The organism is Nocardia sp. NPDC057668 (genome assembly GCF_042799795.1).
Classification (GTDB): Bacteria; Actinomycetota; Actinomycetes; order Mycobacteriales; family Mycobacteriaceae; genus Nocardia.
The window spans coordinates 22,621-42,743 of record NZ_JBHVIC010000004.1 but is presented as its reverse complement, the minus strand read 5'-3'; the positions used below and the strand labels follow the sequence as shown (position 1 = coordinate 42,743).

The following is a 20,123-nucleotide window of genomic DNA, read 5'->3' as shown; positions in this document are numbered from 1 at the left end:
AGACACATGTCCAGTCTTCAGTCCGTCCGGACGGGGCAGCCCCGGAACCGGAAGCACGAACTAGCGAATTCGAGGTGCCCGTGATGACTTCGGCCTCACTGGAGCCGTTCACGTTCGACCCCTACGACTACGGTTTCCACGACGACCCGTACCCGACCTACGAGCGCCTGCGCGCAGACGCCCCGCTCTACTACAACCCGGACCTCGACTTCTGGGCACTGTCGCGGCACGCGGACGTCATCGCCGGATTCCGCGACAACGTCCGGCTCTCGAGCGCCATGGGCGTCTCGCTGGATCCCGCGGCCTGGGGACCGCACGCGCACCGGACGATGTCGTTCCTGGCCATGGACGATCCCCGGCACATGCGCATGCGCCGCCTGGTGTTCAAGGGGTTCACCCCGCGCCGGGTCACCGAGATGGAGAACCGGATCGAGGAGCTGACCCGAGAACACCTCGAGCCCGCCCTGGCACGCGGATCCTTCGACTGGATCGAGGATTTCGCGGGCAAGCTGCCCATGGACGTCATCTCCGAACTCATGGGCGTGCCCGTCCCGGACCGCGCCGAGATCCGCCGGCTCGCGGACCTGGTCGTGCACCGCGACGACGGCGTGATGGACGTGCCGCACAGCGCGATCGACGCCTCGCTGCAGCTGATCGTCTACTACAGCGAGATGGTCACCGCGCGCCGCGCCGAACCCACCGACGATCTCACCTCCGCACTGCTGGACGCCGAGATCGAGGGCGACCGCCTCACCGACGAGGAGATCATCGGGTTCATGTTCCTGATGGTGGTCGCCGGCAACGAGACCACCACCAAACTGCTCGGCAACGCGCTGTACTGGGCCGGTCGCACCCCGGGCGAATACGCCAAGGTCGTCGCCGATCCGGACCTGGTCCCGGACTGGGTCGAGGAGACCCTGCGCTTCGACACCTCGAGCCAGATCGTGGCCCGCAGCGCCGCCGTCGACATCGAGATGTACGGGCGCACCATCCCCGCCGGCGCGAAAGTGCTGCTGCTCATGGGATCCGCCAACCGGGACTCCGAGGTCTTCCCCGACGGCGACGTCTTCCGGATCGACCGCCCCGAGAAGGGCGCGATCTCCAGTTTCGGTGCGGGCGTGCACTTCTGCCTCGGCGCGCACCTGGCCCGCCTGGAAGCCATCGTCGCCCTGCGCGCGTTCGTGTCCCGCGTGCGCGACTACTCCCTCGACGAATCCGGCATCGTGCGCGTGCATTCGACCAACGTCCGCGGCTTCGCCACCCTGCCCATCACCACGGAGATCGCCTGATGCCCCGCTTCGCCCCCCAGCCCGAACGCCGCCCCGCCATCGTCACCGGCGCCTCCTCCGGAATCGGGGCCGCCACCGCCGTCGCGCTGGCCGAACTCGGTCACCCGGTCGTGCTCGGCGCGCGCCGCCTCGACGAATGCCAACTGCTGGCGGAGAAGATTCGCGCCAACGGCGGTGCGGCGCAGGCACTCCGGGTCGATGTCACCGACACAGAGTCCATCGACGAGTTCGTCACCGGCGCCGAAGCCGAGTTCGGTCCCACCGAGATCGTGGTGTCCGCGGCCGGGCACCTGGTGTTCGGCCTGGTCCACGAGCTCACCCCGGAGCAGTACCTGCAGCAGGTGAATCTGCACCTGGTCGGCCCCCAGCGCCTGGCCCACCGGGTACTGCCCGGCATGCTCGAGCGCGAACGCGGCGACTTCGTGCTCATCAGCTCCGACACCGCCACCACGCCGCGCCCGCGCTCGGGCGCGTACCCCGCGGCCAAGGCCGGTGTCGAGGCGATGGCCCGCCAGCTCTGGATGGAACTCGAGGGCACCGGCGTGCGCGCCTCGCTGGTCCGGCCCGGCCCGACCCTGACCGCCATGGGCACCGACACCACCGCCGAGATCATCGGACCCGTCCTCGAGGACTGGAGCACCTGGGGATTCGCCCGGCATTCGGAGATGCTCAAGGCCGCGAACCTGGCCTCGGCCGTGGTCGCGGTGGTCTCGGCCCCGCGCGGTGCGCACATCCAGCTCACCGAGGTCCAGCCCGAAGCCCGGGTCACACCCCGCAAGAACGGCGGTGCGTCATGAGGATCGTGGTCGACCGGGACCTGTGCCAGGGCCACGCGGTGTGCGCGGCCGAAGCCCCCGAAGTGTTCTCCGTCCCCCGGCGCGGCCCGGTCGAACTGCTCGACGCCGAACCCGGCCCCGACGTCCGCGCCCAAGTCCAGGACGCCGTCCGCTACTGCCCCACCCAGGCGCTGTCGATCATCGACGGCGACGCGTGAGCACGCTCGCGCAACAACGAAAGGTTCACGAACATGGCTGATTTCGATCGCGCCGAACTCGACGAGATGGTGCAGCGCTGGCTGCAGGCCAACAAGGACTGCGAAGCCACCGGCGACTGGCGCCCGCTCGCGGAGTACTACACCGAGGACGCCACCTACGGCTGGAACTACGGCCCCAAGGACGAGTTCATGGCCGTGGGCCGCGACGAGATCCGGGACATCGCCATCGGTTTGGAGATGGACGGCCTCGAAGGCTGGACCTACCCGTACCAGGAAGTCGTGGTCGACGACCGCAGCGGCACCGTCATCGGCTTCTGGAAGCAGATCGCCGACACCACCCGCGCCGACGGCACCCACTACTCGCCCGAGGGCATCGGCGGCAGCTGGTTCCGCTACGGCGGCAACTTCCAATGGTCCTGGCAGCGTGACTTCTTCGACTTCGGCAACGTCAGCGCGATGTTCCTGGAGATGATGACCAACAAGGCGCTCTCGGACGGCATGACCAAGCGCATCACCCGCGCCACCTCGGGCAACCCGCTGCCCGGCTGGTACAAGATCGGCAAGGGGCCGGTGGAGCTGTGGTGAGCGACGCGCCCGATCGGCGCAGCGCCTTCGCGGACCTGACCCGCGAGCAACTGGCGATCCTGGTCCCCGAACTCCTGCTCAGCGGCCACCTCATCGACCGCTCCGGCATGGCCCACACGATCGGCGCGTTCGGCCGCGAGGGCATGGCGCAGGTCGCCATCGAGGAGTGGCAGGTCGCCAGCCCGGTCTACACCCGGCGCATGCAGCGTGCGCTCGGGTACACCGGCGACAGCGTCGAAACCATCTTCAAGGGCCTGCAACTCGACATCGGCGCGCCCCCGCAGTTCATGGATTTCCGGTACCGGATCCAGGATCGCGATCACGGGGAGTTCTGGCTCGATCACTGCGGGGCGCTCGCGGATGTGGAACCCATGGGGGAGGACTACGTCCGATCCATGTGCCACGACATCGAGGACCCGACCTTCGACGCCACCGCCCTGGCCACCAACCCGCGCGCCCAGGTCCGCCCGATCCACCGCCCGCCCCGGGTGCCGGCCGACCGGACCCCGGTGTGCGCGTGGACCGTGATCATCGATGACTCCCACGTGCCGCCGCCGATTCCGGCGAACTTCGACATCGTCTCGGAATCGGCTGCCGCACAGGTGATCCTGGACCCGATCGACCCGACCGATCCCGGGCAGGGCGACTACTCCGGCCCGTTGCTGAGCGACCTGCGTTTCAGCGACTTCTCCCGGTCCGCGTTGATCCGCATGGCCGACGAGGTGTGCCTGCAGCATCATCTGCTGGCGCTGGGCTTCCTCATCGCGATCGGATCGCGCACCGACGTCGACGCGGCGGCCGACATCGGGCGCAAACAGTTCGCCGGCATCGCGGGCCTGACCTCCGAACGCCTGCGCGACGCGCTCGGGGCCGGGGACGACGATGCCGCGCTGGCGCAGGTGCTGCGACTGCATCCGGCGTGGAATCCACTGTGCTACACCGGTGTTCAGGTCGACGAGCACGACATCGGGGTGCGCCTGCGCATTCCCAAGCGCAGCGGGGCGGTCAGCGATCGGGTCTGGCCCGCACTGCTGGACGCCGAGCACCTGGCGCCGATCGAAGCCATGGCCCGCGGGGTCAACCCGCGATACACCGTCCACGTCACCGCCGACACCGACGACGAACTCGCACTCGGATTCCTGCTCGCGGAACAGCCCTTCCGCGAATCCGGCGAGGTGGCGATCACCCGGTTCAGCACCGGCGCCGACTTCCGCTTCGCCGACCGCGGCATCCCGCTGCCGCTGACCGTGGTCTGACATACCGATGAAAGATGAATTGCCATGGCGTGCAACTTCGCTGACCTGTTCGAGCACGCGGTCGACGCGATGCCCGAACGCATCGCGCTGATCCACCGTGACCGGCGAATCACCTACCGCGAGCTCGACATCCGAGCCAATCGGCTCGCCCATCACCTGGCCTCGATCGGCGTGGCGCCCGGCACCCACGTCGGTTTCCAGATGCACAACAGCATCGAGACCATGGAAACCCTCATCGCCTGCTTCAAACTGCGCGCGGTGCCGATCAACATCAACTATCGCTACAGCGCCGAAGAGCTGTGTTACCTCTACGACAACGCCGATCTGCACACCCTGGTGTTCCACCGCAGCTACGCGAGCGCCGTCGGCACGGCGCTGAGCCGCTCGCCGCGGGTCCGGCGCGCCATCGTCGTCGAGGACGACCTGGACAGCGGGCACATCGAAACCACAGCGGCACACTATGAATCGGTGCTCTCGCCGATCACCACCCGCCCCGAGGCCGAGCGCACGGCCGACGACCTGTTCATGATGTACACCGGCGGCACCACCGGAATGCCCAAGGGCGTCATGTGGCGGCAGGAGGACATGTGGCGGGTCCTGGGCGGCGGCATCGACTTCTACACCGGGGAACCGGTGGCCGATGAGTTCCAGCAGTCCCGCGTCGGCGCGCAGAACGAGCCGAGCGCGTGGTTGATCCTGCCCCCGCTCATCCACGCCGCGGCCATGATGCCGACCTTCACCGCCCTGTGGAGCGGCAACACCCTGATCTACGAGTCGCGATTCGATCCGGCGGTGGTCTGGGAGACGGTCGAGCGTGAGCGTCCCGCGGTCATGGTCATCACCGGCGACGCGATGGCCCGGCCGCTGCTGGACGCGCTGGGCGATGCCCCGAGGGATGCCAGTTCGCTGCTGGCCATCGCCTCGGGTGCGGCGCTGCTGTCCCAGCCGGTGAAGAACCGGCTGCTCGAGCGGTTCCCCGCCACGGTGGTCTCGGATTCCATCGGATCCTCCGAAACCGGTTTCGGAGGAATCGGATTCGCCACCAAGGACGACGATCCCGGTCGCGGTCCGCGGGTGCAGGTGGGGCGCGGCGCGGTGGTCGTCGACGACACCGGGGTTCCGGTTGCGGCGGGGGAGCAGGGCTGGCTGGCCAAGACCGGCGCGGTTCCCCTGGGCTATTACAAGGACGAGGAGAAGTCGCGCCGGTTGTTCAAGACCGTGGACGGGTCGCGGATGGTCGTCACCGACGATCGCGCCCGCGTCGAGGGCGACGGCTCGATCACCCTCATCGGCCGCGGCAACATGGTGATCAACACCGGCGGGGAGAAGGTGTTCGTCGAAGAGGTCGAGAGCGTGCTCAAAGCGCATCCGGGCGTCTTCGACGCGGTGGTGGTCGGTGTCCCGCACGAGCGCTGGGGTCAGCAGGTCGCGGCGGTGATCGCCACGCCCGAAGGGGAAGTGCTCGACTTCGAGGCCCTGACCGAGCACGTGCGCGCGCATTTGGCGGGCTACAAGACGCCGCGCACGCTGTGGCTCGCCGCCGAGGTGACGCGCTCACCCAGCGGCAAGCCGGACTACCGGTGGGCCAAGGAGTACATCGGTACCCGCGCACCCGATCACGAAGTCGGGTCCGCGGCGCGTACCTGACGCCGCGAACGAGCCGCACACTGCCGCACAACCGCACCGGATTCGGTGCAGGTTGTGCGGCAGTGGCGTTTCGGGCCCCGCGGCCTCACCGGTCGCGGGGGTCCGATTCGATGGTGGGCGGGGCGTTTTCGCCGCGCATTCGGGTCGAGTAGCCGATCGCGGCGTCGACCAGGGACTCCACGTAGATCTTCTCCAGCCGTCTGGCCGAGAAGGGATCGCTGCCCGTGCCGATCGCCGCGTCGATGCGGCCCCGGATCCGATCGGTCAGCCGCTGCTGCATGTCGATCAGATCCGGTTCGACGACCGCCGGGGTCAGCATCGACGCGGCGGTGGACATGGTCAGCGGGGTCTGCCCGGTCGCCTCGGCGGGCGGGTGGCTCGCGCGGCGCAGTGTCGGGAGCGAGAGCGCGCGCCACACCACCTCCGCGAGCAGCTGTTCGCGGGAATCGAAGTAGCTGTAGACCGTCGCGGTGCCGATGTCGGCCTCGAGGGCGACCACCCGCAAGGTCAATCCGTCGAATCCGCCACGGGCCAGGACCTTTACCGCGGCATCGACGATGCGCTCGAACATTTCGGACTTTTCATGCTGGGACCGCCGGGCACCCCCGGCCACACTGGACAGTTTTTCGGACACAAGTCTAGATGCTATTCTGGACAGCATTACAAGGCAATGGAACCGCACTGAGACGACCGCCATATCGCCTGGTTCGAGTCCATTCGCGCGCCGCACACGCAGGAGGTCGCAGCACCCGATGAGCGCATCGATCACCGGCCGCATCGTCGCGGTCACCGGGGGAGCCCGCGGCATCGGGCGAGCGATCGCGGCGGAGCTGACCGCCCGCGGCGCGCTCGTCGTGATCGGGGACATCGACCTGCACGCGGCCGCGGACACCGCCGACGCTCTCGGGCTGGCGGGCGCGTTCGCCCTGGACGTCACCGACGCCGACTCCTTCGCCGACTTCCTGCGCCGGACCGAACAGGGCGTCGGCGCGGTCGACGTGCTGATCAACAACGCGGGTGTCATGCCGGTCGGCAAGTTCACCGAGGAGACCGACGCGCTCACCCGTCGCATCCTGGACATCAATGTCTACGGGGTCATGCTCGGCGCCAAACTCGTGCTGCCGGGCATGCTCTCGCGCGGGCGCGGGCACATCGTGAACATCTCCTCCCTGGCCGGGGAGAACCCGACCCCGGGCATGGCGACCTACTGCGCCAGTAAGCAGGCGGTGCTGAGTTTCACCGAAACCATGCATCGCGAGCAGCGTGGCAGCGGCGTGCGCTTCTCGGCGGTCCTGCCGACCTTCACCCGCACCGAGATGATCGCCGGCACCCGCGCCCCCCTCGGGCTGCTCGCCGAGCCCGATGACGTCGCGCGGGCGGTCGCGCGCCTGATCGCGCGTCCGCGCCGGCGGGTCACCGTGACCCGTAGGGCCGGCTGGTTCGCCGCGCTGGACAAGGTGACCCCGCGACCGGTCGGCGACTTCGTCACGCGCCGGCTGGGTATCGATCGAATCTTCCTCGACGAGGTCGACCGGTCCGCGCGGGCGGCCTACGACGAGCGCGTGCGCGAGAATCACTGACGCGACCACCCCGGTGAGCCGGAGGGGCGAATTGTTCTGGACACTTGTCGGTAGTAGTTTTGGACATATGTCTGCTCCTGTACCGAACAATCTCGAGGCCACCCGGCGTCGCCTGAGCGGGAAGCAGGCCGCGACCGTGGAACGCCTGACCAAGGCCGCGGTCACCGTACTGGCCCGGGAAGGCTACGCCGCCACCACGATTCGCCTGATCGCCGCCGAGGCCGGGATCGGCACAGCGACCGCGTACACCTACTTCTCGTCCAAGGAACACCTGATCGCGGAGGTCTACTGGCGGCGGCTGATCGCCGCGCCCGCGGTCGAGCTGTCCGACACCGATCCGGCCGGTCGCGCGGTCGCGGTCCTGGGCCAGGCCGCCATGCTGGTCGCCGACGAACCCGCCCTCGCCGCCGCGATCAGCCAGGCGCTGCTGGGCAACGACGCCGACGTCGCGCACCTGCGGCTGCGCATCGGCGGGGAGCTGCACGCCCGCCTGATCGAGGCGCTGGGCTCGGACAGCAGCGAGGACCTGGAGTACCTCGAAATGCTGTACTACGGCGCGATGCTGCAGGCGGGCATGGGCCACCTGTCGTACTCGGAGGTGGCCGAGCGCATGGAGAAGGCGACCCGGCGTCTGCTGGGCTGAGCCGCGAGCACGGACTCCAACGCAACCAGGCGTTTCGGCAGGCCATTCAGCGGTGTGCACAGCTTTTGCGGTGGCTATGAGTTCAGGCCGGTGCCGGCTGCTCGTGCCGGCTGTCCTCCAGTTGCTTCATCACCCATCCGGCGCCCGCGCCGTGCACGATCACCGACAGGACGATCGTGAACGAGACTATCGCCCAGATGGTTTCGGCTTCCGCGCCGAAGTCGGCCCGGGTCAGTGCGTATGAAACGTAATAGACCGAACCGATCCCGCGTATCCCGAAGAACGCGGTGACCGCGCGTTCGCGGGGCTCGAGGTCGGGGCTGCGGCGCAGGGCCAGCCAGCCGAAGGCCGGGCGGACTACGAACACCAGCAGCACCCCGGCGGCCGCGCCCGGCCACGACAGCGCGGTCAGCAGACCCGTGGTGAGCGCGGCCCCGACGAGCAGCAGCACCACCAGTGTCAGGACCTGTTCGAGTTGCTCCACCAGGCCGTGCATCTGCTCGTGGTAGCCGCTGCCGCGCTCGATGCGGCGCATGGCGACCGCGCAGACGAAAACCGCGAGAAAGCCGTAGCCCCCGGCCAATTCGGTGAGGCCGTAGACCGCGAATACCGCCGCCAGGGCGGCGATCGGTTCTCCGCGCTCGGCCAGGCGCGCGTGCGCGATGGGGAACCGGAACAGGGTGCGGCCGAGGACATCTCCGACCACGGCGCCGATCACCACCGCGATCGCGATCTTGCCGAGCAATTCCCAGGCCAGCCAGCCGCCGAGCCAGCTCCGCACCGCATCCCCCGACGCCAGGAAGATCGCGAGATAAACGAAGGGAAAAGCCAGTGCGTCGTTGAGGCCCGCTTCCGAGGTGAGGGCGAAACGCACCTCGTCGTCCTCCTCGGCCGAGCCCTCGTCGCCGGTGGTCGGGCCCGCCACCTGCACATCGGAGGCCAGGACCGGATCCGTCGGAGCGAGTGCGGCGGCCATCAGCGCGGCCGCCGCCGGGGTGAGCGCGACCGCCCACCAGCCGAACACCGCCATCGCGGCGATGCACAGTGGCATGGTGATCAGCAGCAGCTTCCAGGTGGAACCCCAGGTGCGCCAATGCAGCGGGCGGTCGATCGCGAGCCCGACGCCCATCAGCGCCACGATCACGCACACCTCCGCGAGGTGCTCGAGCACACCGGGATGCGACAGCGGCGACACCGGTCGCAGCCCGTCTGCCCCGATCACGAGACCGCCTATGGCGCCCGCACCCAACATGAGCATCGGGGCCGTGATCACACGGTCCCGGAAGAGCCGGGGCAGCACCGCGGCCAGCAGCAGAGCTATTCCGCCGGTCAGGTAGAGGTGCTCGATCGTCAGTTCGGTCATCGTCTTGGTCGCGTCGGCGCGCAGTCACCGTTCTTCCGGAGGGGGAGCAGATGACCAAGATCTACCCGGTCGACGCGGCGGGAAACGATCAAGGACGCGTGGCGAGGGTTCGATGCGATCGGTGGCCTCGCAGGCCCCGGCCGTGTTCGCCGAACAACTCCCGGACATCCGAAAGAGCCCCTGCGGGTGGCATCGACCCGACGACAACAGGTTCCGCGTCCGGCGTGTCGGTCCGGATTCCGCGCGACCTCCGGGCCAGGATGTTTCGCGGGTTGGCGGACCATCGCCGTCTCTGGTCCGGCATCTCGGGCCGGGATTCGCGCCCGATGTTCGGCTAGTGCCACGCACCCGCGGACCGGGTGCGCGGTGGCGTGTTCTTCGTCGATTCATGAGGATCAGGGAGACGGGACCGGTGCGCAAGGGTTGGGGCGGTGTGCTCGTTGCGGGGTTGATGGCGACATCGGTCGCCACGGCGCGTCCGGCGGCGGCGGACGAATGGTGGCCGTGGTCGGGCATCCTGCCCGAGGAAATCAGTTGTGCCGCGCTGGGTTTGCCGGGGCGCGCCGGAGCCTGGCCGCTGCCGCTGTACAGCCCGGACGTGGGCATCGGTCTGCTGACGATGCCCCCGGTCCCGCCGGACGTCGCCGCGCGACTGCCCCGTCGCATCGAACTGCGCACCGACAAGGGCGGATTCAACGAGGTGTGGCAGTACGCGCTGCTGGACAACAACCTGTACATCAAGGCGGTCGCGGGGGAGTCGGGCTGGCGCATTCCGCCCGTGCCCAACTGCCTGCGCGGACAGATCACCGGTATCTCGGTGGACGGTAGCCGACTGATGGCCACCGGACCCGAGGGCTGGATCTACACCCTGGAATCCGCCGACTGGACGCCGGAACTGTGGTGGTGGACAAAGCGATTCGGCGCGCCGATCTGGCTCGATCCGAGCGGGACACGGGTGCGGCCGGGCTCGCAGGCCTGGAGCCTGTCCTGGTTGAACCCGCGCTACGTTCAGGTGCTGCCGTTCCGGCACGACGGGCGCTGGACCGACGCGTCGGGACACGAGGTCCCGGTGGGCGGGGCGGGTGTCACCACGGTGTACGTACTCTCACCCGGAGGCGATCGGATCGCCATCCTGGACCCGTGGCTGCCCGCCGGTGACCCGCTGCATCCCGAAATCAGCGAACTGGCCGACGATTACAGCTACGAACTCCCCGGCCCGTTGAACGGGCGATTCCGGGCGATCAACCTCAGCTCGTCGGGCTCGACCACCTTCGTCATCAACGAGTACGGCGACATGTTCACGCGGCTGTGGGATTTCGACATCTCGGGCGCGGACACCCTGTTCTTCTCGTACTCCTACGAGGATCAGTCGGCGTTCGACGCCGCACCGAACAACTTCGAGCACGAGTTCTCACGCTTCCCGCAGTTGCGTCCCCCGTTCAACCGCTACGCCGATATCCAACTCCCGGCGCCGGATTGGATTCGGCAACCCAAGATCAGCGGTGAGATCACCTCGACCATCAGCATCCACCAGACCGGGGCACACTCGCACGAACGCGAACTGCGCGTGGAGGGCCGCGACGGCGAGGGCCGTACCGGCTTCTGGCACAAGCCCATCGACCCGAACGCCGACTGGGCGTTCACCGTCACCGACCAACCGCAGCAGGCCGACACCCTGGACAACCGTTCCGGTGACACCTCACACCTGACGATGAGCCCGCCCACCGGGGTCGACTACGGCTACCGCGACGCCGAGGGCTGGACCGTCGCCATCCGGGACTTCGACTACGCCGGCGACCGGATCACCCTGCGCCTGTGCGATGCGGGCGGTGCGTGCACCGATGTCGCCGGGCACCTCGCCAGCGATACCCGAATGAGCTGGCAGCGTGAGGGATTGAGCGACATGCCGCGCAAGTATCACGGCATCGTGAGCGTCACCGCCGAGGAGATGACCTCGCTCGAACAACGGGCGCCGCGCCTGCACGCGCTTGTCGATCGGCTCATCGGGGAAGGGCGGATGCGCAACATCACCGCCGAGGCGACGACGTCGAGCCTGAGCCTGCGCACCAGCGACGGCGAGGAGATCGTGATGACCAGGAGCGGATAGCTCCCGGTGTCGTCCCCGCGCGATAGCGCGCGAGCGGGTGACAGCCCTCGCGCGCACGGCCTCCCGGCTCGAATCGCAAGCGGATAGCGGTGATTGGTCCCTCCCCGGTGGTAGTCCGATCCCATACCGGAGGTGGATGGGGTCACGGTAGGTGTGCTCCTAGCGTCTTCCGCATGACGTTCATCCGGCGCTTGGCACTCGACTTCGCTTACACCTCGGTGGGATTGCCTCTCGCACTGGTCAGTTTCAGCTTGCTCGTGGCGCTCTTCGCCGCGAGCGTCGGCACGGCGGTGGTCTTCGTGGGAATCCCGCTGCTCGCGCTGACGCTGCTGCTCGCGCGCGGGTTCGCCGACATCGAACGCGTCCGCCTGGAGCAACTGACGGATACGGCGTCACCTCGGCCCCGATACGCCGGTGCGCCCGAGGGATCGGGATGGTTCCGTCGGGTCCTCGCACCGATCCGCCAGGGTCAGAGCTGGCTGGACCTGCTGTACGCGATCGTCAACCTGCCGATTGCCATCATCACGTTCGTGCTGCCGATCGTCTGGTGGGCAATGACCCTGGGCGGACTGACGTACTGGTATTGGGGCCGGTTCATTCCGCGGGGCGACGGCAGCGACATCGTCGTCGAGACGATCATGGGCGCGGATACCGCCCTGAACCGGACAGTTTTCAACACGGTCGTCGGCGTCGCGGCTCTGCTCACGGTGTACCCCGTTCAACGCGGAAGCGCCGCTCTGCACGCCGGCTTCGCGCAGACCCTGCTCATCAGACTCGCCGTCATTCAGGGGCGCACGCGGATCGAGCGCCCGGAGTCCTGAAGTTCGCGCGCGGCGCGCAGATTCGCGGCGTCGTTCCTCAACTCGCCCGCCTCGATCGCGATTCACGGCCGTCATTGCGGGTACGTCGGCTACGGCAAGTCGAACGTTGAGGAGATTTACGTGCAGATGATGACCGGCTCTACCGCAGGTGCTTCGGTTCTCGATATGGACGATCGTGCGCTGACGCAGGCCCGATTCCACGGCACCGTGCTGTGGTTCGACATGGCGAAGGGTTTCGGATTCATCGTCCCCGACGACCAGCCCGAGCAGCGGGTGTTCGTCGAGCACTCGTGTATCGACCTTCCCGGGTACCGGGTGCTGAGCGAACAGCAGCGGGTTGTCTTCACGTCCGAACCCGAGGTGAGCAGCGCCCGGGCCACCTGGGTGCGGCCGCTGTAGCCGACGCCGCACCGCCGCGGTGACCCGGTGGCCTCAGAGCTGAGCCCAGACCGACTTGGTCTTGAGGTAGCCGTCGAGGCCCTCCTTGCCGAACTCGTGGCCCCAGCCGGACTGCTTGTAGCCGCCGAACGGCACGTCGTGGTCGAAGATCAACTGGCAGTTGATCTGTACGCTGCCGGCCTGCAGACGTTTGACCAGGCGGTGGCCGCGGCTGATGTCGGTGGTCCACACCGTGCCCGCGAGTCCGTAGCTGGTGTCGTTCGCCATCGCGATCGCCTCGTCCTCGTCGTCGAACGGGATGATCGAGACGACCGGTCCGAAGATCTCCTCGCGGTAGAGCCGCATGCTGGGATCGACGTTGGTGAGCACGGTCGGGTGCACGAAATAGCCTGTGCGGTCGAGCCGATGGCCGCCGGTCACGACCTCCGCGCCGTCGCGCTTGCCCTCGTCGATGTACCCCAGGACGCGGTCGAGCTGCTTGGCGCTGATCAGCGGACCGCTCATGACGCCCTCTTCGCTCGGGCCGCCGTACTTCATGAAATTCGCGACCCCGGCGATGCCCTCGACCACCCGGTCGTACACCCCGCGCTGCACGAAGATCCGGGAACCGCAGACGCAGCCCTGCCCGGAATGCACGAAAATGCCCATCGCCGCACCGAAGATGGCCTTGTCCAGGTCGGCATCGTCGAAGATCAGGACCGGCGACTTGCCGCCGAGCTCCAGCATCACCTTCTTCAGGTTGCCCGCCGACGCCTGCACGATCATCTTGCCGACCTCGGTGGACCCGGTGAAGGCGACCTTCTCGACATCGGGGTGGGCGCTGATCGCCGCGCCGGCGGTGTGCCCGTACCCGGTGATGAGGTTGACAACGCCCTCCGGGACGCCGGCTTCGTGGATCAGGCGGTCCAGCAGCAGCGCCGAAAGCGGCGTCTCCTCAGCCGGTTTCACCAGACTGCTGCACCCCGCGGCGAGCGCGGGAGCGATCTTCGCGCAGGCGTTGAAGATGGGCCCGTTCCACGGGAAGATCAGCCCGACGACGCCGTAGGGCTCCTTGAGGGTGTATGCGTGCAGGTCGACGTAGCTGTCCGTCGCGATACCGGTGGTCCGCACGTCGTACGCGGTGCCGTTGATCTTGGAACACCAGCCGGCGTAATACCGGAAGAACTCCGCGCAGGTCGGAACCACCATCTCGGACTGCAGTTTCATCATGCCGGTGTTGGCGGAGTCGATCGCGGCGAACTCGGCGGCGTGCTCGTCGATGAGATCGGCGATGCGCCACATGATTTTGGCCCGCTCGCGCCCCGGGAGACCGGACCAGACCCCGGCCTCGAAGGACGCCCTGGCGCGGGTGACCGCCTGGTCGACCCCATCGGCCCCGCAGTCGGTGAACTCGGTGATCTGCTCCTCGGTCACCGGGTCGATGATCGGGATGACATCACCGGAACCGGGCCGCTTCCGAATCTCGTCCAGAACCGCCTGCAACGCCATCGCTGACCCCTCTCGTCGTGCCGCGGCGCTCGACCGCGCCGGAGTGCTGCTCACCCAATCTGCACTGCGTTTCCGATGACGTCAAGGCGCATTCGCGAGAGTAGAGAATGCTATTCTCCTAGCGATGAGTACCTCCACCGCACTGCGCGCCGCCGTCGTTGCCATCACGGGTGCGTTGCTGTCGACCGTGCTGGCCGGAACTGCACCCCACGGCGTGGCCGATAGCCAAGTCCTGCCCGGTATTTCGCGCTCGACGGCGGCGCGGGCGACGTGCGGCCCGGATGCCGCTCCGGAAACCGGGTTGCAGGGCGACGTCCCCGCCGAGGATCGGGAGAACGGGCGCAGCACCGGGGGTTACCACTGCAACATCAGCCGGATCGGTCAGTTCGACGGCCACGGTGGCGGCGTCGTTTCGGGGGCGTTCGACTCGTGCGTGTACATCGGCAGCTTCTTTCCCGGCAGCTTCTCCGGCCCCGCCGTCGGCGTCCAGGTTCTCGACGTCTCCGATTCCGCGCTGCCGGTGTTGGCGGGTGCGCTGACCGAACCGGCCATGCTCGCCGGAACCTGGGAAACCTTGAAGGTGCACTCGGACCGGAAACTGCTCGCGGCCGCCGGAGCGCCGTTCCTCACCGGCGCGGGCCTGTTGTCGATCTACGACCTCACCGACTGCCGCCACCCCCGGTTGCTCAACACCGGCGCGGGCAGCGAGGTGACGCAACCACTTCCGATCACCGCCCACGAGGCCGGCTTCTCACCAGACGGCAACACGCTCTGGACCTCGGGGACCGCACCCGGACTGGTGAGCGCGGTCGACATCACCGATCCGGCTCGGCCGCACGTCATCTGGCAGGGCCTGCCCGGACTGTCCATGCACGGCATGGGTTTCAACGACGACGGCACCAGGCTGTACCTGACCAACAACATGGGCGGGATGACGGTGCTGGACACCACGGCCGTGCAGAATCGCACGCCCGAACCGGTGGTACCGGTGGTTTCCGAGACGACCTGGACCGACGGCTGGGCGACCCAGCACGCGATCCCGGTGCGCTACGGCGATGCCCCGTACCTGTTCGTCCCCGACGAAGCCGGTTCGGGCGGAGTGAAACTCATCGACATCTCCGACGAACGCCGCCCCCGGATAGCGAATTCGATCAAGCTCGAGATCAACCTGCCCGAGAACCTCGACTCAGCTTTGGCGTCGAGCATGGGCGGATCGATCTTCGCGTACGACCCGCACTACTGCAGCGCCGATCGCGCACAGGATCCGACCGCGCTGGCGTGCGCGTGGTTCGGTTCGGGAATCCGCGTGTTCGACGTCCGAGACCCCTTCCAGGTCAAAGAGATCGCCTACTACAACCCGCCCGCACGCAAGAACGACAACGCCGATCTGACCAACTCCGCACACAAACTCGCATCCGTGATCGGCGCGCCGATCCTCAGCGCCGGATCGATCTTGCAGGCGTTGAACAGCGGAGACTTCGACCCGGGCCAAGCGCTGAGCTCACGCTCGGGCCAACTGGTGAACGGTGATCTGTCGACCGACTGGTGCAGCTCACCGCCCCACTGGCACGGTCGCCAACTCTGGGTCAGCTGCAGCGACAACACCTACTCGACCCTCGAACTCGACGCCGCGGTCTACACCCCGCCCGCGAACCAGCGCACCACCATCGGCTCATGATCACGCGCCGGTGGGCCGCGGTGGCCTGCGTGGGCGTGGCCGCGCTGATGTTCACGCTGGGCGCCGCGACTCGCCCGCTCCTGGTTGCCGATTCACCGGATCCGAGCCCCGTGCTCACCTCGATCGAAATCGGCTTCGCCCAGGACATGCTCGCCCATCACACCCAAGCTTTGATCATGGTGTCGCGCCTCGATCCGGGCGCGGATCCGGCCGTGCTGGGCCTGGCACGCCGGCTCGAAGACACCCAGCGCGGCGAGATCGGACAGATGCAGGGGTGGCTGCGCCTGGCGGGAGCGCCCCTGGTCAACCCGGATCCGATGGCGTGGATGCACGAGGCCCCACCCTCCGCCGACCACCACGCCGTCCCCGAACCGCAACGGCAACAGTCCGCGACGATGCCGGGTATGGCGACCCAGGCGGACCTCGACGCCCTGTCCGCCGCCCGCGGCCGCGACGCGAGTGTGCTGTTCCTGCAACTGATGCGCCGCCATCACCTCGGCGGCGTCGCGATGGCCCAGTCCGCCGACCAACTGATCACCGGCGGCGTGGTGGAACAGGCCGCCCGTGACATGGGCAGCAGCCAAGGCCAGGAGATCGGCCTGATGGGCCTGCTGCTGTCCTCGGTGCAGAGCTGAGCTCCGCGGCGAGTAGGGCTTTCCCGCCGAACGATCCGCGGTCGGCGGGAACAAGTCAGGGGCTTCTCGCCTTGTTCCTCGAAGCTCGAGAGAAGAAGGACACCCATGACGACTTTCGTTCTCGTACCCGGCGGTTGGAAGGGTTCCTGGGCGTACGAGGCGGTGATACCGCTGTTGGAGCGTGCCGGTCATACCGTGCACGCCCTGACCCTGACCGGCCTGCGGCCGGAGGACGACAGCGCGACGGTCGCGACCGCCAACCTGGATACCCACGCCGCCGACGTCCTGCGGCTCCTCGACCACGCCCACCTCACCGATGTGACGCTGGTCGGCCACAGCTACGCCGGAATGGTGATCACCGCGGCCGCCGACCGCGCCGACGGGCGCATCTCACGGCTGGTGCACTTGGACGCCTTCGTCCCCCGCGACGGCGAGTCGTGGTGGTCGACGGCGAACCAGTACTTCCGGGACATGATCGCGGTCGGCGCCGCCGAGACCGGCTACGCGGTCCGGCCGCCGGGCGGCACCGATCCCCGCCGCCGTCCCCACCCCCTCGCCTCGTTCCTGCAAACGATCCGGCTCACCGGCGCCGTCGACCTGGTGCCCCGCCGGGAGTTCGTTTACTGCTCGGGATGGCAGGACCACACGCCGTTCACCGAACTCCGCGCCCGGCTCGACGCCGATCCCGGTTGGCAGGTCCACGACCTCCCCACCGGCCACGACGCGATGAATGAAGCCCCGGAGGCGGTCGCCGCACTGCTGCTCGACGAGTGATTGCAGAAGGGGAGTGGGTCGATTACCTACGGCACCACATAGTTTGCGAACGCGAGCTTGGTGACACGAAAAGGATTGGCAGCGCGCGATCTTTGTCTCATCAGCGATCGAATTGGCCGTCCGCGACGCCCTTCGTGAACGCATCCCATTCGTCGGCCTCGTACACCAAAGTGGTGCCCGGGCAAGCGATTACGGCGCTGCCCTCGACACTGACGGAGATCCGTGCGCTGCCCACCACCCCGGACTCGCCACTCAGAACAAGCCCGAGCAAGTCCGGCCACAGCGCGGGCGGAATCGACACGATCGGCTGATCGCCCGCGGGGCCGGTGTACTTGCTGTCGCGAATGCGCACGGCGTCAACACCGAAACGAACCTCGACGCAGGTGCCTGCTTCTTTCGAATGTTTCGACTTGAACCAGGTGTTGCGGGAAGGGCTCGGACCGGCAGTGCTCATGCTCTCGATGCTAGCTCGCGGGCGGTTCTGTCGATCAGGTCGTAGGAGTGCTCGCGACTTGGCATGGCAGCAAACACTTTTTCATAGACGTAGTTCAGGTTTCGAACCTGAACGGAGTCGTCGACGATCTGCCCGAACAACGTGTTCTCGTACCAGGCAACCGTGGGCAGTCGTGAACTCTCGAAGTCGATCAGATAGAACGTGCCGCTCAGGGCGGCGTATTCGGGGGCTCCGAAGGGGATCACTCGGACGTCAATGGTGTTGGGGTACTGCTCCATCAGCGTCTGAATGTGGTGGAGCTGCGCGATCTGAATCTTCTCGCCCCAGGGATGTTGCAGTAGAACCGCTTCGGTCAGCATCGCGGTGAAGTGCAAGGGTTCAGGCCCGGTCAACCTCTCCTGCCTCATCATTCGCGCTTCGATGTACTGGTCGGCCTCAACGGCGGACCGTACTCCATACGGCGAATTCATCAGGGCGCGAATGTAATCGGGGGATTGCAGCATGGCCGGCACCAGGACGCCCTCGTACTCGCGGATGCTGTGCGCACCCTGCTCTAGGCCGAACAGTCGCATGAGCTCATCACCGAACAACGCCGAGAAGCGCGCCCAGTGCCCAGGTTCCTTGGCTGCGACTCGCAGTTCGAGCATTTCGGACCGTTCCGCGTCCGGGAACTCCAGCACATCCAGGACTTGGCCGAGCTTCTCTTGGGTGGGCACGCTTCGTCCGGTCATGACATGTGACCAGTACGCGGGGGTGAAGCCGACCTCCTTGCAGAGCGCCGGAACCTTGATGCCCAGCAGCTCGAGCCGCTGTCGCAGGCGGATCGCCAACTCCCATCGAGCGACGGTTGCCGAACTCGAGTTCACCGCTGGACCTCCTGCGCTCTGGGTTGACAGTTCCAGGCTATCAAGATCTGGTAGCCGTGGCGTTAGAGATTACTGCTTGCCATTTGCGGTATACGATACTAACTTGAATGTGTCGGCCGTCACATTTAAGCCGGATCCTCACCTCTCGTGCCCAGTTCCTCACCTGATGAAAGGTGATTCTCGATGGACCCGTTACCCGCCAAGCGCCTGGTGCTCGCCGCGTGCCGGGGCGATGTGCCCGAGGGCGACCCGCTACTCCGCTGGGTCGGCGAGCTGGCCGGTATCCATCAGCGGCTGCTGGGTTGCGGGGAGTTCGTGCCCGTGGAGGTCGAGCGGTTGCGTGCCGGACTGGTGCGCGACATCGACCTGTGGGTGGCCAGGCAACTGCCGCCGGCCCCGGGCGGCGCGCGTCTGCACACCGAAACTCTCGGGATGGTGATCGATCGGCTGGCGAGATTCAGCGCGTCCGCGCACGCGGCGCTGGCCGGGACCGTCGACCTGGAGCTGTGGGATGCGTGGGAACGGTTGGCGGAGTTGGCCGTCGGCTACGAGGACCTCACGGACGAGGTGTCCTCCGGACGGCGCCGACTGCCCTGCGCCCAATGAGAAGACCTGGTTTCCGCACGTTCGGAGGGTGTGATGGTTACAGCGATATGGACATTCCTGATCGGCCTCGGTCTCGGCGGGGCGGCGGTATGGGCGCTGATGTCCCACGCCGTGGCGCCTCCCGTTCTCTCGACGGAGAGGGACGCGTGCTGGACCGTGAGCAGCATCAGTGCGCGAATCGAGCGCGAAAGACTCGACGCTGCCCACCTGTCCGCGCCGAGTCGCCGATGACCCCCACCTCGGGTCACATGTTCGTCCACGCGGACGGAATGCTCGCCGAAATCCTCTGCCACGTAGAGGTTTTGGCCCTGACCCCGCGACGCGCCGAACAACTGCGCCGCATCCATCACGGGCACAGGTCCGACTGTCGCGTCCTGGCTGCGACCGTCGCGTACTCCACCTGATCGCTCGCTCGCGACGCTGTCCGCGACGACCGCAAACCATGCCGGACCGGCGCCCTCGCCGAGCGAGCCGGCCGGGCCGCCTCAACGCGATCGGACACGCCCGCGCGGAAGGTCGAAATATCCCGTATGTCCGGGTATATACGGTGTGGTGAATCAAGGGGGTACCGGCTCGGCTTCGGCTGTCGCGGCGAAGTGGGGCCGGTCCGGACACGACGAGGGGAAACGATGGCAACCGATTACGACGCGCCCCGACGGACCGAGATCGAGGGAGAAGCCCAGAACTCGGTAGGGGAACTGAAGTCTCGCCGTGAAGAAGCCGCGGCCGCAGTGGTCGACATCGACGAGACCGATATCGCCGAACTGTTCGAGCTGCCCGGCGCGGACCTCTCCGATGAGGTCCTGGCGGTGCCCGTGGTCCCCAAACGGGCCGACGAATTCACCTGCTCGAGCTGCTTCCTGGTCCACCACCGCAGCCGCCTCGCGAACGAAGCCGCTACGGAGTGCGCCGATTGCGCGGCGTGATGCCGGCCTGAC

22 protein-coding genes are annotated in these 20,123 nt (G+C 67.6%); 17 read left to right on the top strand and 5 right to left on the bottom strand.

The window, feature by feature from the left end; genetic code table 11:
- The first annotated feature begins 83 nt into the window (after nt 1-83).
- Genes ACFVBH_RS24145 through ACFVBH_RS24120 form a run of 6 tightly spaced genes read left to right on the top strand, consistent with a single transcriptional unit; the run spans nt 84 to nt 5,771 of the window.
- Nucleotides 84-1,289 (top strand): cytochrome P450, encoded by a 1,206-nt coding sequence (locus ACFVBH_RS24145; protein ID WP_379004693.1) that lies wholly within the window; start codon nt 84-86, stop codon nt 1,287-1,289.
- Nucleotides 1,289-2,086 (top strand): SDR family oxidoreductase, encoded by a 798-nt coding sequence (locus ACFVBH_RS24140; protein ID WP_379004691.1) that lies wholly within the window; start codon nt 1,289-1,291, stop codon nt 2,084-2,086. The genes ACFVBH_RS24145 and ACFVBH_RS24140 overlap by 1 nt, the downstream gene beginning before the upstream one ends.
- A complete protein-coding gene (locus ACFVBH_RS24135; RefSeq protein ID WP_354985672.1) occupies nt 2,083-2,283 on the top strand; it encodes a ferredoxin in 201 nt (66 codons plus the stop codon). Before ACFVBH_RS24140 ends, ACFVBH_RS24135 begins: the two co-directional genes overlap by 4 nt.
- 33 nt (nt 2,284-2,316) lie before the next feature.
- A complete protein-coding gene (locus tag ACFVBH_RS24130; RefSeq protein ID WP_354985671.1) occupies nt 2,317-2,868 on the top strand; it encodes a nuclear transport factor 2 family protein in 552 nt (183 codons plus the stop codon).
- Nucleotides 2,862-4,124 (top strand): hypothetical protein, encoded by a 1,263-nt coding sequence (locus ACFVBH_RS24125; protein ID WP_379004688.1) that lies wholly within the window; start codon nt 2,862-2,864, stop codon nt 4,122-4,124. The genes ACFVBH_RS24130 and ACFVBH_RS24125 overlap by 7 nt, the downstream gene beginning before the upstream one ends.
- Nucleotides 4,125-4,148: 24 nt before the next feature.
- Nucleotides 4,149-5,771 (top strand): acyl-CoA synthetase, encoded by a 1,623-nt coding sequence (locus ACFVBH_RS24120; RefSeq protein WP_379004686.1) that lies wholly within the window; start codon nt 4,149-4,151, stop codon nt 5,769-5,771.
- A gap of 85 nt (nt 5,772-5,856) precedes the next feature.
- Here ACFVBH_RS24120 and ACFVBH_RS24115 read toward each other — a convergent pair whose 3' ends face one another.
- A complete protein-coding gene (locus tag ACFVBH_RS24115) occupies nt 5,857-6,342 on the bottom strand; it encodes a helix-turn-helix domain-containing protein (RefSeq protein WP_379004684.1) in 486 nt (161 codons plus the stop codon).
- 181 nt (nt 6,343-6,523) lie between these two features.
- Between ACFVBH_RS24115 and ACFVBH_RS24110 the strand changes: the two genes are divergently transcribed.
- Together ACFVBH_RS24110 and ACFVBH_RS24105 are read left to right on the top strand one after the other, a co-directional pair.
- Nucleotides 6,524-7,351 carry an SDR family oxidoreductase gene (locus tag ACFVBH_RS24110; protein WP_379004682.1) on the top strand — a complete coding sequence of 276 codons (828 nt, stop codon included), beginning with the start codon at nt 6,524-6,526 and terminating at the stop codon, nt 7,349-7,351.
- Nucleotides 7,352-7,418: 67 nt separating this feature from the next.
- The gene (locus ACFVBH_RS24105) at nt 7,419-7,994 is read left to right on the top strand and encodes a helix-turn-helix domain-containing protein (protein WP_354991351.1); all 576 of its coding nucleotides are present in this window, start codon (nt 7,419-7,421) and stop codon (nt 7,992-7,994) included.
- Between the two features lie 82 nt (nt 7,995-8,076).
- Here the strand turns inward: ACFVBH_RS24105 and ACFVBH_RS24100 are convergent, their stop codons facing one another.
- The gene (locus ACFVBH_RS24100) at nt 8,077-9,357 is read right to left on the bottom strand and encodes a cation:proton antiporter (protein ID WP_379004679.1); all 1,281 of its coding nucleotides are present in this window, start codon (nt 9,355-9,357) and stop codon (nt 8,077-8,079) included.
- Nucleotides 9,358-9,745: 388 nt separating this feature from the next.
- Here ACFVBH_RS24100 and ACFVBH_RS24095 point away from each other — a divergent pair, with 388 nt between their 5' ends.
- The 3 genes from ACFVBH_RS24095 (at nt 9,746) to ACFVBH_RS24085 (ending at nt 12,684) form a co-directional block, all read left to right on the top strand.
- Entirely contained in the window at nt 9,746-11,464 is a 1,719-nt protein-coding gene (locus ACFVBH_RS24095; protein WP_379004677.1) for a hypothetical protein, read from the top strand.
- Between the two features lie 173 nt (nt 11,465-11,637).
- Nucleotides 11,638-12,285, top strand: a complete 648-nt coding sequence (locus ACFVBH_RS24090; protein ID WP_379004675.1) for a sensor domain-containing protein — start codon at nt 11,638-11,640, stop codon at nt 12,283-12,285.
- 165 nt (nt 12,286-12,450) lie between these two features.
- The gene (locus ACFVBH_RS24085; RefSeq protein ID WP_379004673.1) at nt 12,451-12,684 is read left to right on the top strand and encodes a cold shock domain-containing protein; all 234 of its coding nucleotides are present in this window, start codon (nt 12,451-12,453) and stop codon (nt 12,682-12,684) included.
- Between the two features lie 33 nt (nt 12,685-12,717).
- Here the strand turns inward: ACFVBH_RS24085 and ACFVBH_RS24080 are convergent, their stop codons facing one another.
- On the bottom strand, nt 12,718-14,172 hold the full coding sequence (locus ACFVBH_RS24080; RefSeq protein WP_379004671.1) for an aldehyde dehydrogenase family protein: 1,455 nt from the start codon (nt 14,170-14,172) through the stop codon (nt 12,718-12,720).
- Between the two features lie 124 nt (nt 14,173-14,296).
- Between ACFVBH_RS24080 and ACFVBH_RS24075 the strand changes: the two genes are divergently transcribed.
- From ACFVBH_RS24075 to ACFVBH_RS24065, 3 genes are all read left to right on the top strand, one after another.
- On the top strand, nt 14,297-15,850 hold the full coding sequence (locus ACFVBH_RS24075; protein WP_379004668.1) for an LVIVD repeat-containing protein: 1,554 nt from the start codon (nt 14,297-14,299) through the stop codon (nt 15,848-15,850).
- A complete protein-coding gene (locus ACFVBH_RS24070; protein ID WP_379004666.1) occupies nt 15,847-16,485 on the top strand; it encodes a DUF305 domain-containing protein in 639 nt (212 codons plus the stop codon). The genes ACFVBH_RS24075 and ACFVBH_RS24070 overlap by 4 nt, the downstream gene beginning before the upstream one ends.
- 105 nt (nt 16,486-16,590) lie before the next feature.
- On the top strand, nt 16,591-17,259 hold the full coding sequence (locus ACFVBH_RS24065; RefSeq protein WP_379004665.1) for an alpha/beta fold hydrolase: 669 nt from the start codon (nt 16,591-16,593) through the stop codon (nt 17,257-17,259).
- Between the two features lie 100 nt (nt 17,260-17,359).
- Here the strand turns inward: ACFVBH_RS24065 and ACFVBH_RS24060 are convergent, their stop codons facing one another.
- Both ACFVBH_RS24060 and ACFVBH_RS24055 read right to left on the bottom strand, forming a co-directional pair.
- Nucleotides 17,360-17,713: a DUF397 domain-containing protein gene (locus tag ACFVBH_RS24060; protein ID WP_379004664.1), complete on the bottom strand. Its 354-nt coding sequence runs from the start codon at nt 17,711-17,713 to the stop codon at nt 17,360-17,362.
- A complete protein-coding gene (locus tag ACFVBH_RS24055) occupies nt 17,710-18,579 on the bottom strand; it encodes a helix-turn-helix domain-containing protein (RefSeq protein WP_379004663.1) in 870 nt (289 codons plus the stop codon). The genes ACFVBH_RS24060 and ACFVBH_RS24055 overlap by 4 nt, the downstream gene beginning before the upstream one ends.
- A gap of 183 nt (nt 18,580-18,762) precedes the next feature.
- Here ACFVBH_RS24055 and ACFVBH_RS24050 point away from each other — a divergent pair, with 183 nt between their 5' ends.
- The 3 genes from ACFVBH_RS24050 to ACFVBH_RS24040 all read left to right on the top strand — a co-directional run bounded on the left by ACFVBH_RS24050 (nt 18,763) and on the right by ACFVBH_RS24040 (nt 20,111).
- Nucleotides 18,763-19,185 (top strand): DUF4254 domain-containing protein, encoded by a 423-nt coding sequence (locus ACFVBH_RS24050; protein ID WP_379004662.1) that lies wholly within the window; start codon nt 18,763-18,765, stop codon nt 19,183-19,185.
- Between the two features lie 227 nt (nt 19,186-19,412).
- On the top strand, nt 19,413-19,589 hold the full coding sequence (locus tag ACFVBH_RS24045; RefSeq protein ID WP_354990850.1) for a hypothetical protein: 177 nt from the start codon (nt 19,413-19,415) through the stop codon (nt 19,587-19,589).
- A gap of 225 nt (nt 19,590-19,814) precedes the next feature.
- Nucleotides 19,815-20,111 carry a DUF4193 domain-containing protein gene (locus ACFVBH_RS24040; RefSeq protein WP_354990849.1) on the top strand — a complete coding sequence of 99 codons (297 nt, stop codon included), beginning with the start codon at nt 19,815-19,817 and terminating at the stop codon, nt 20,109-20,111.
- The last annotated feature ends 12 nt before the right edge of the window (nt 20,112-20,123 follow it).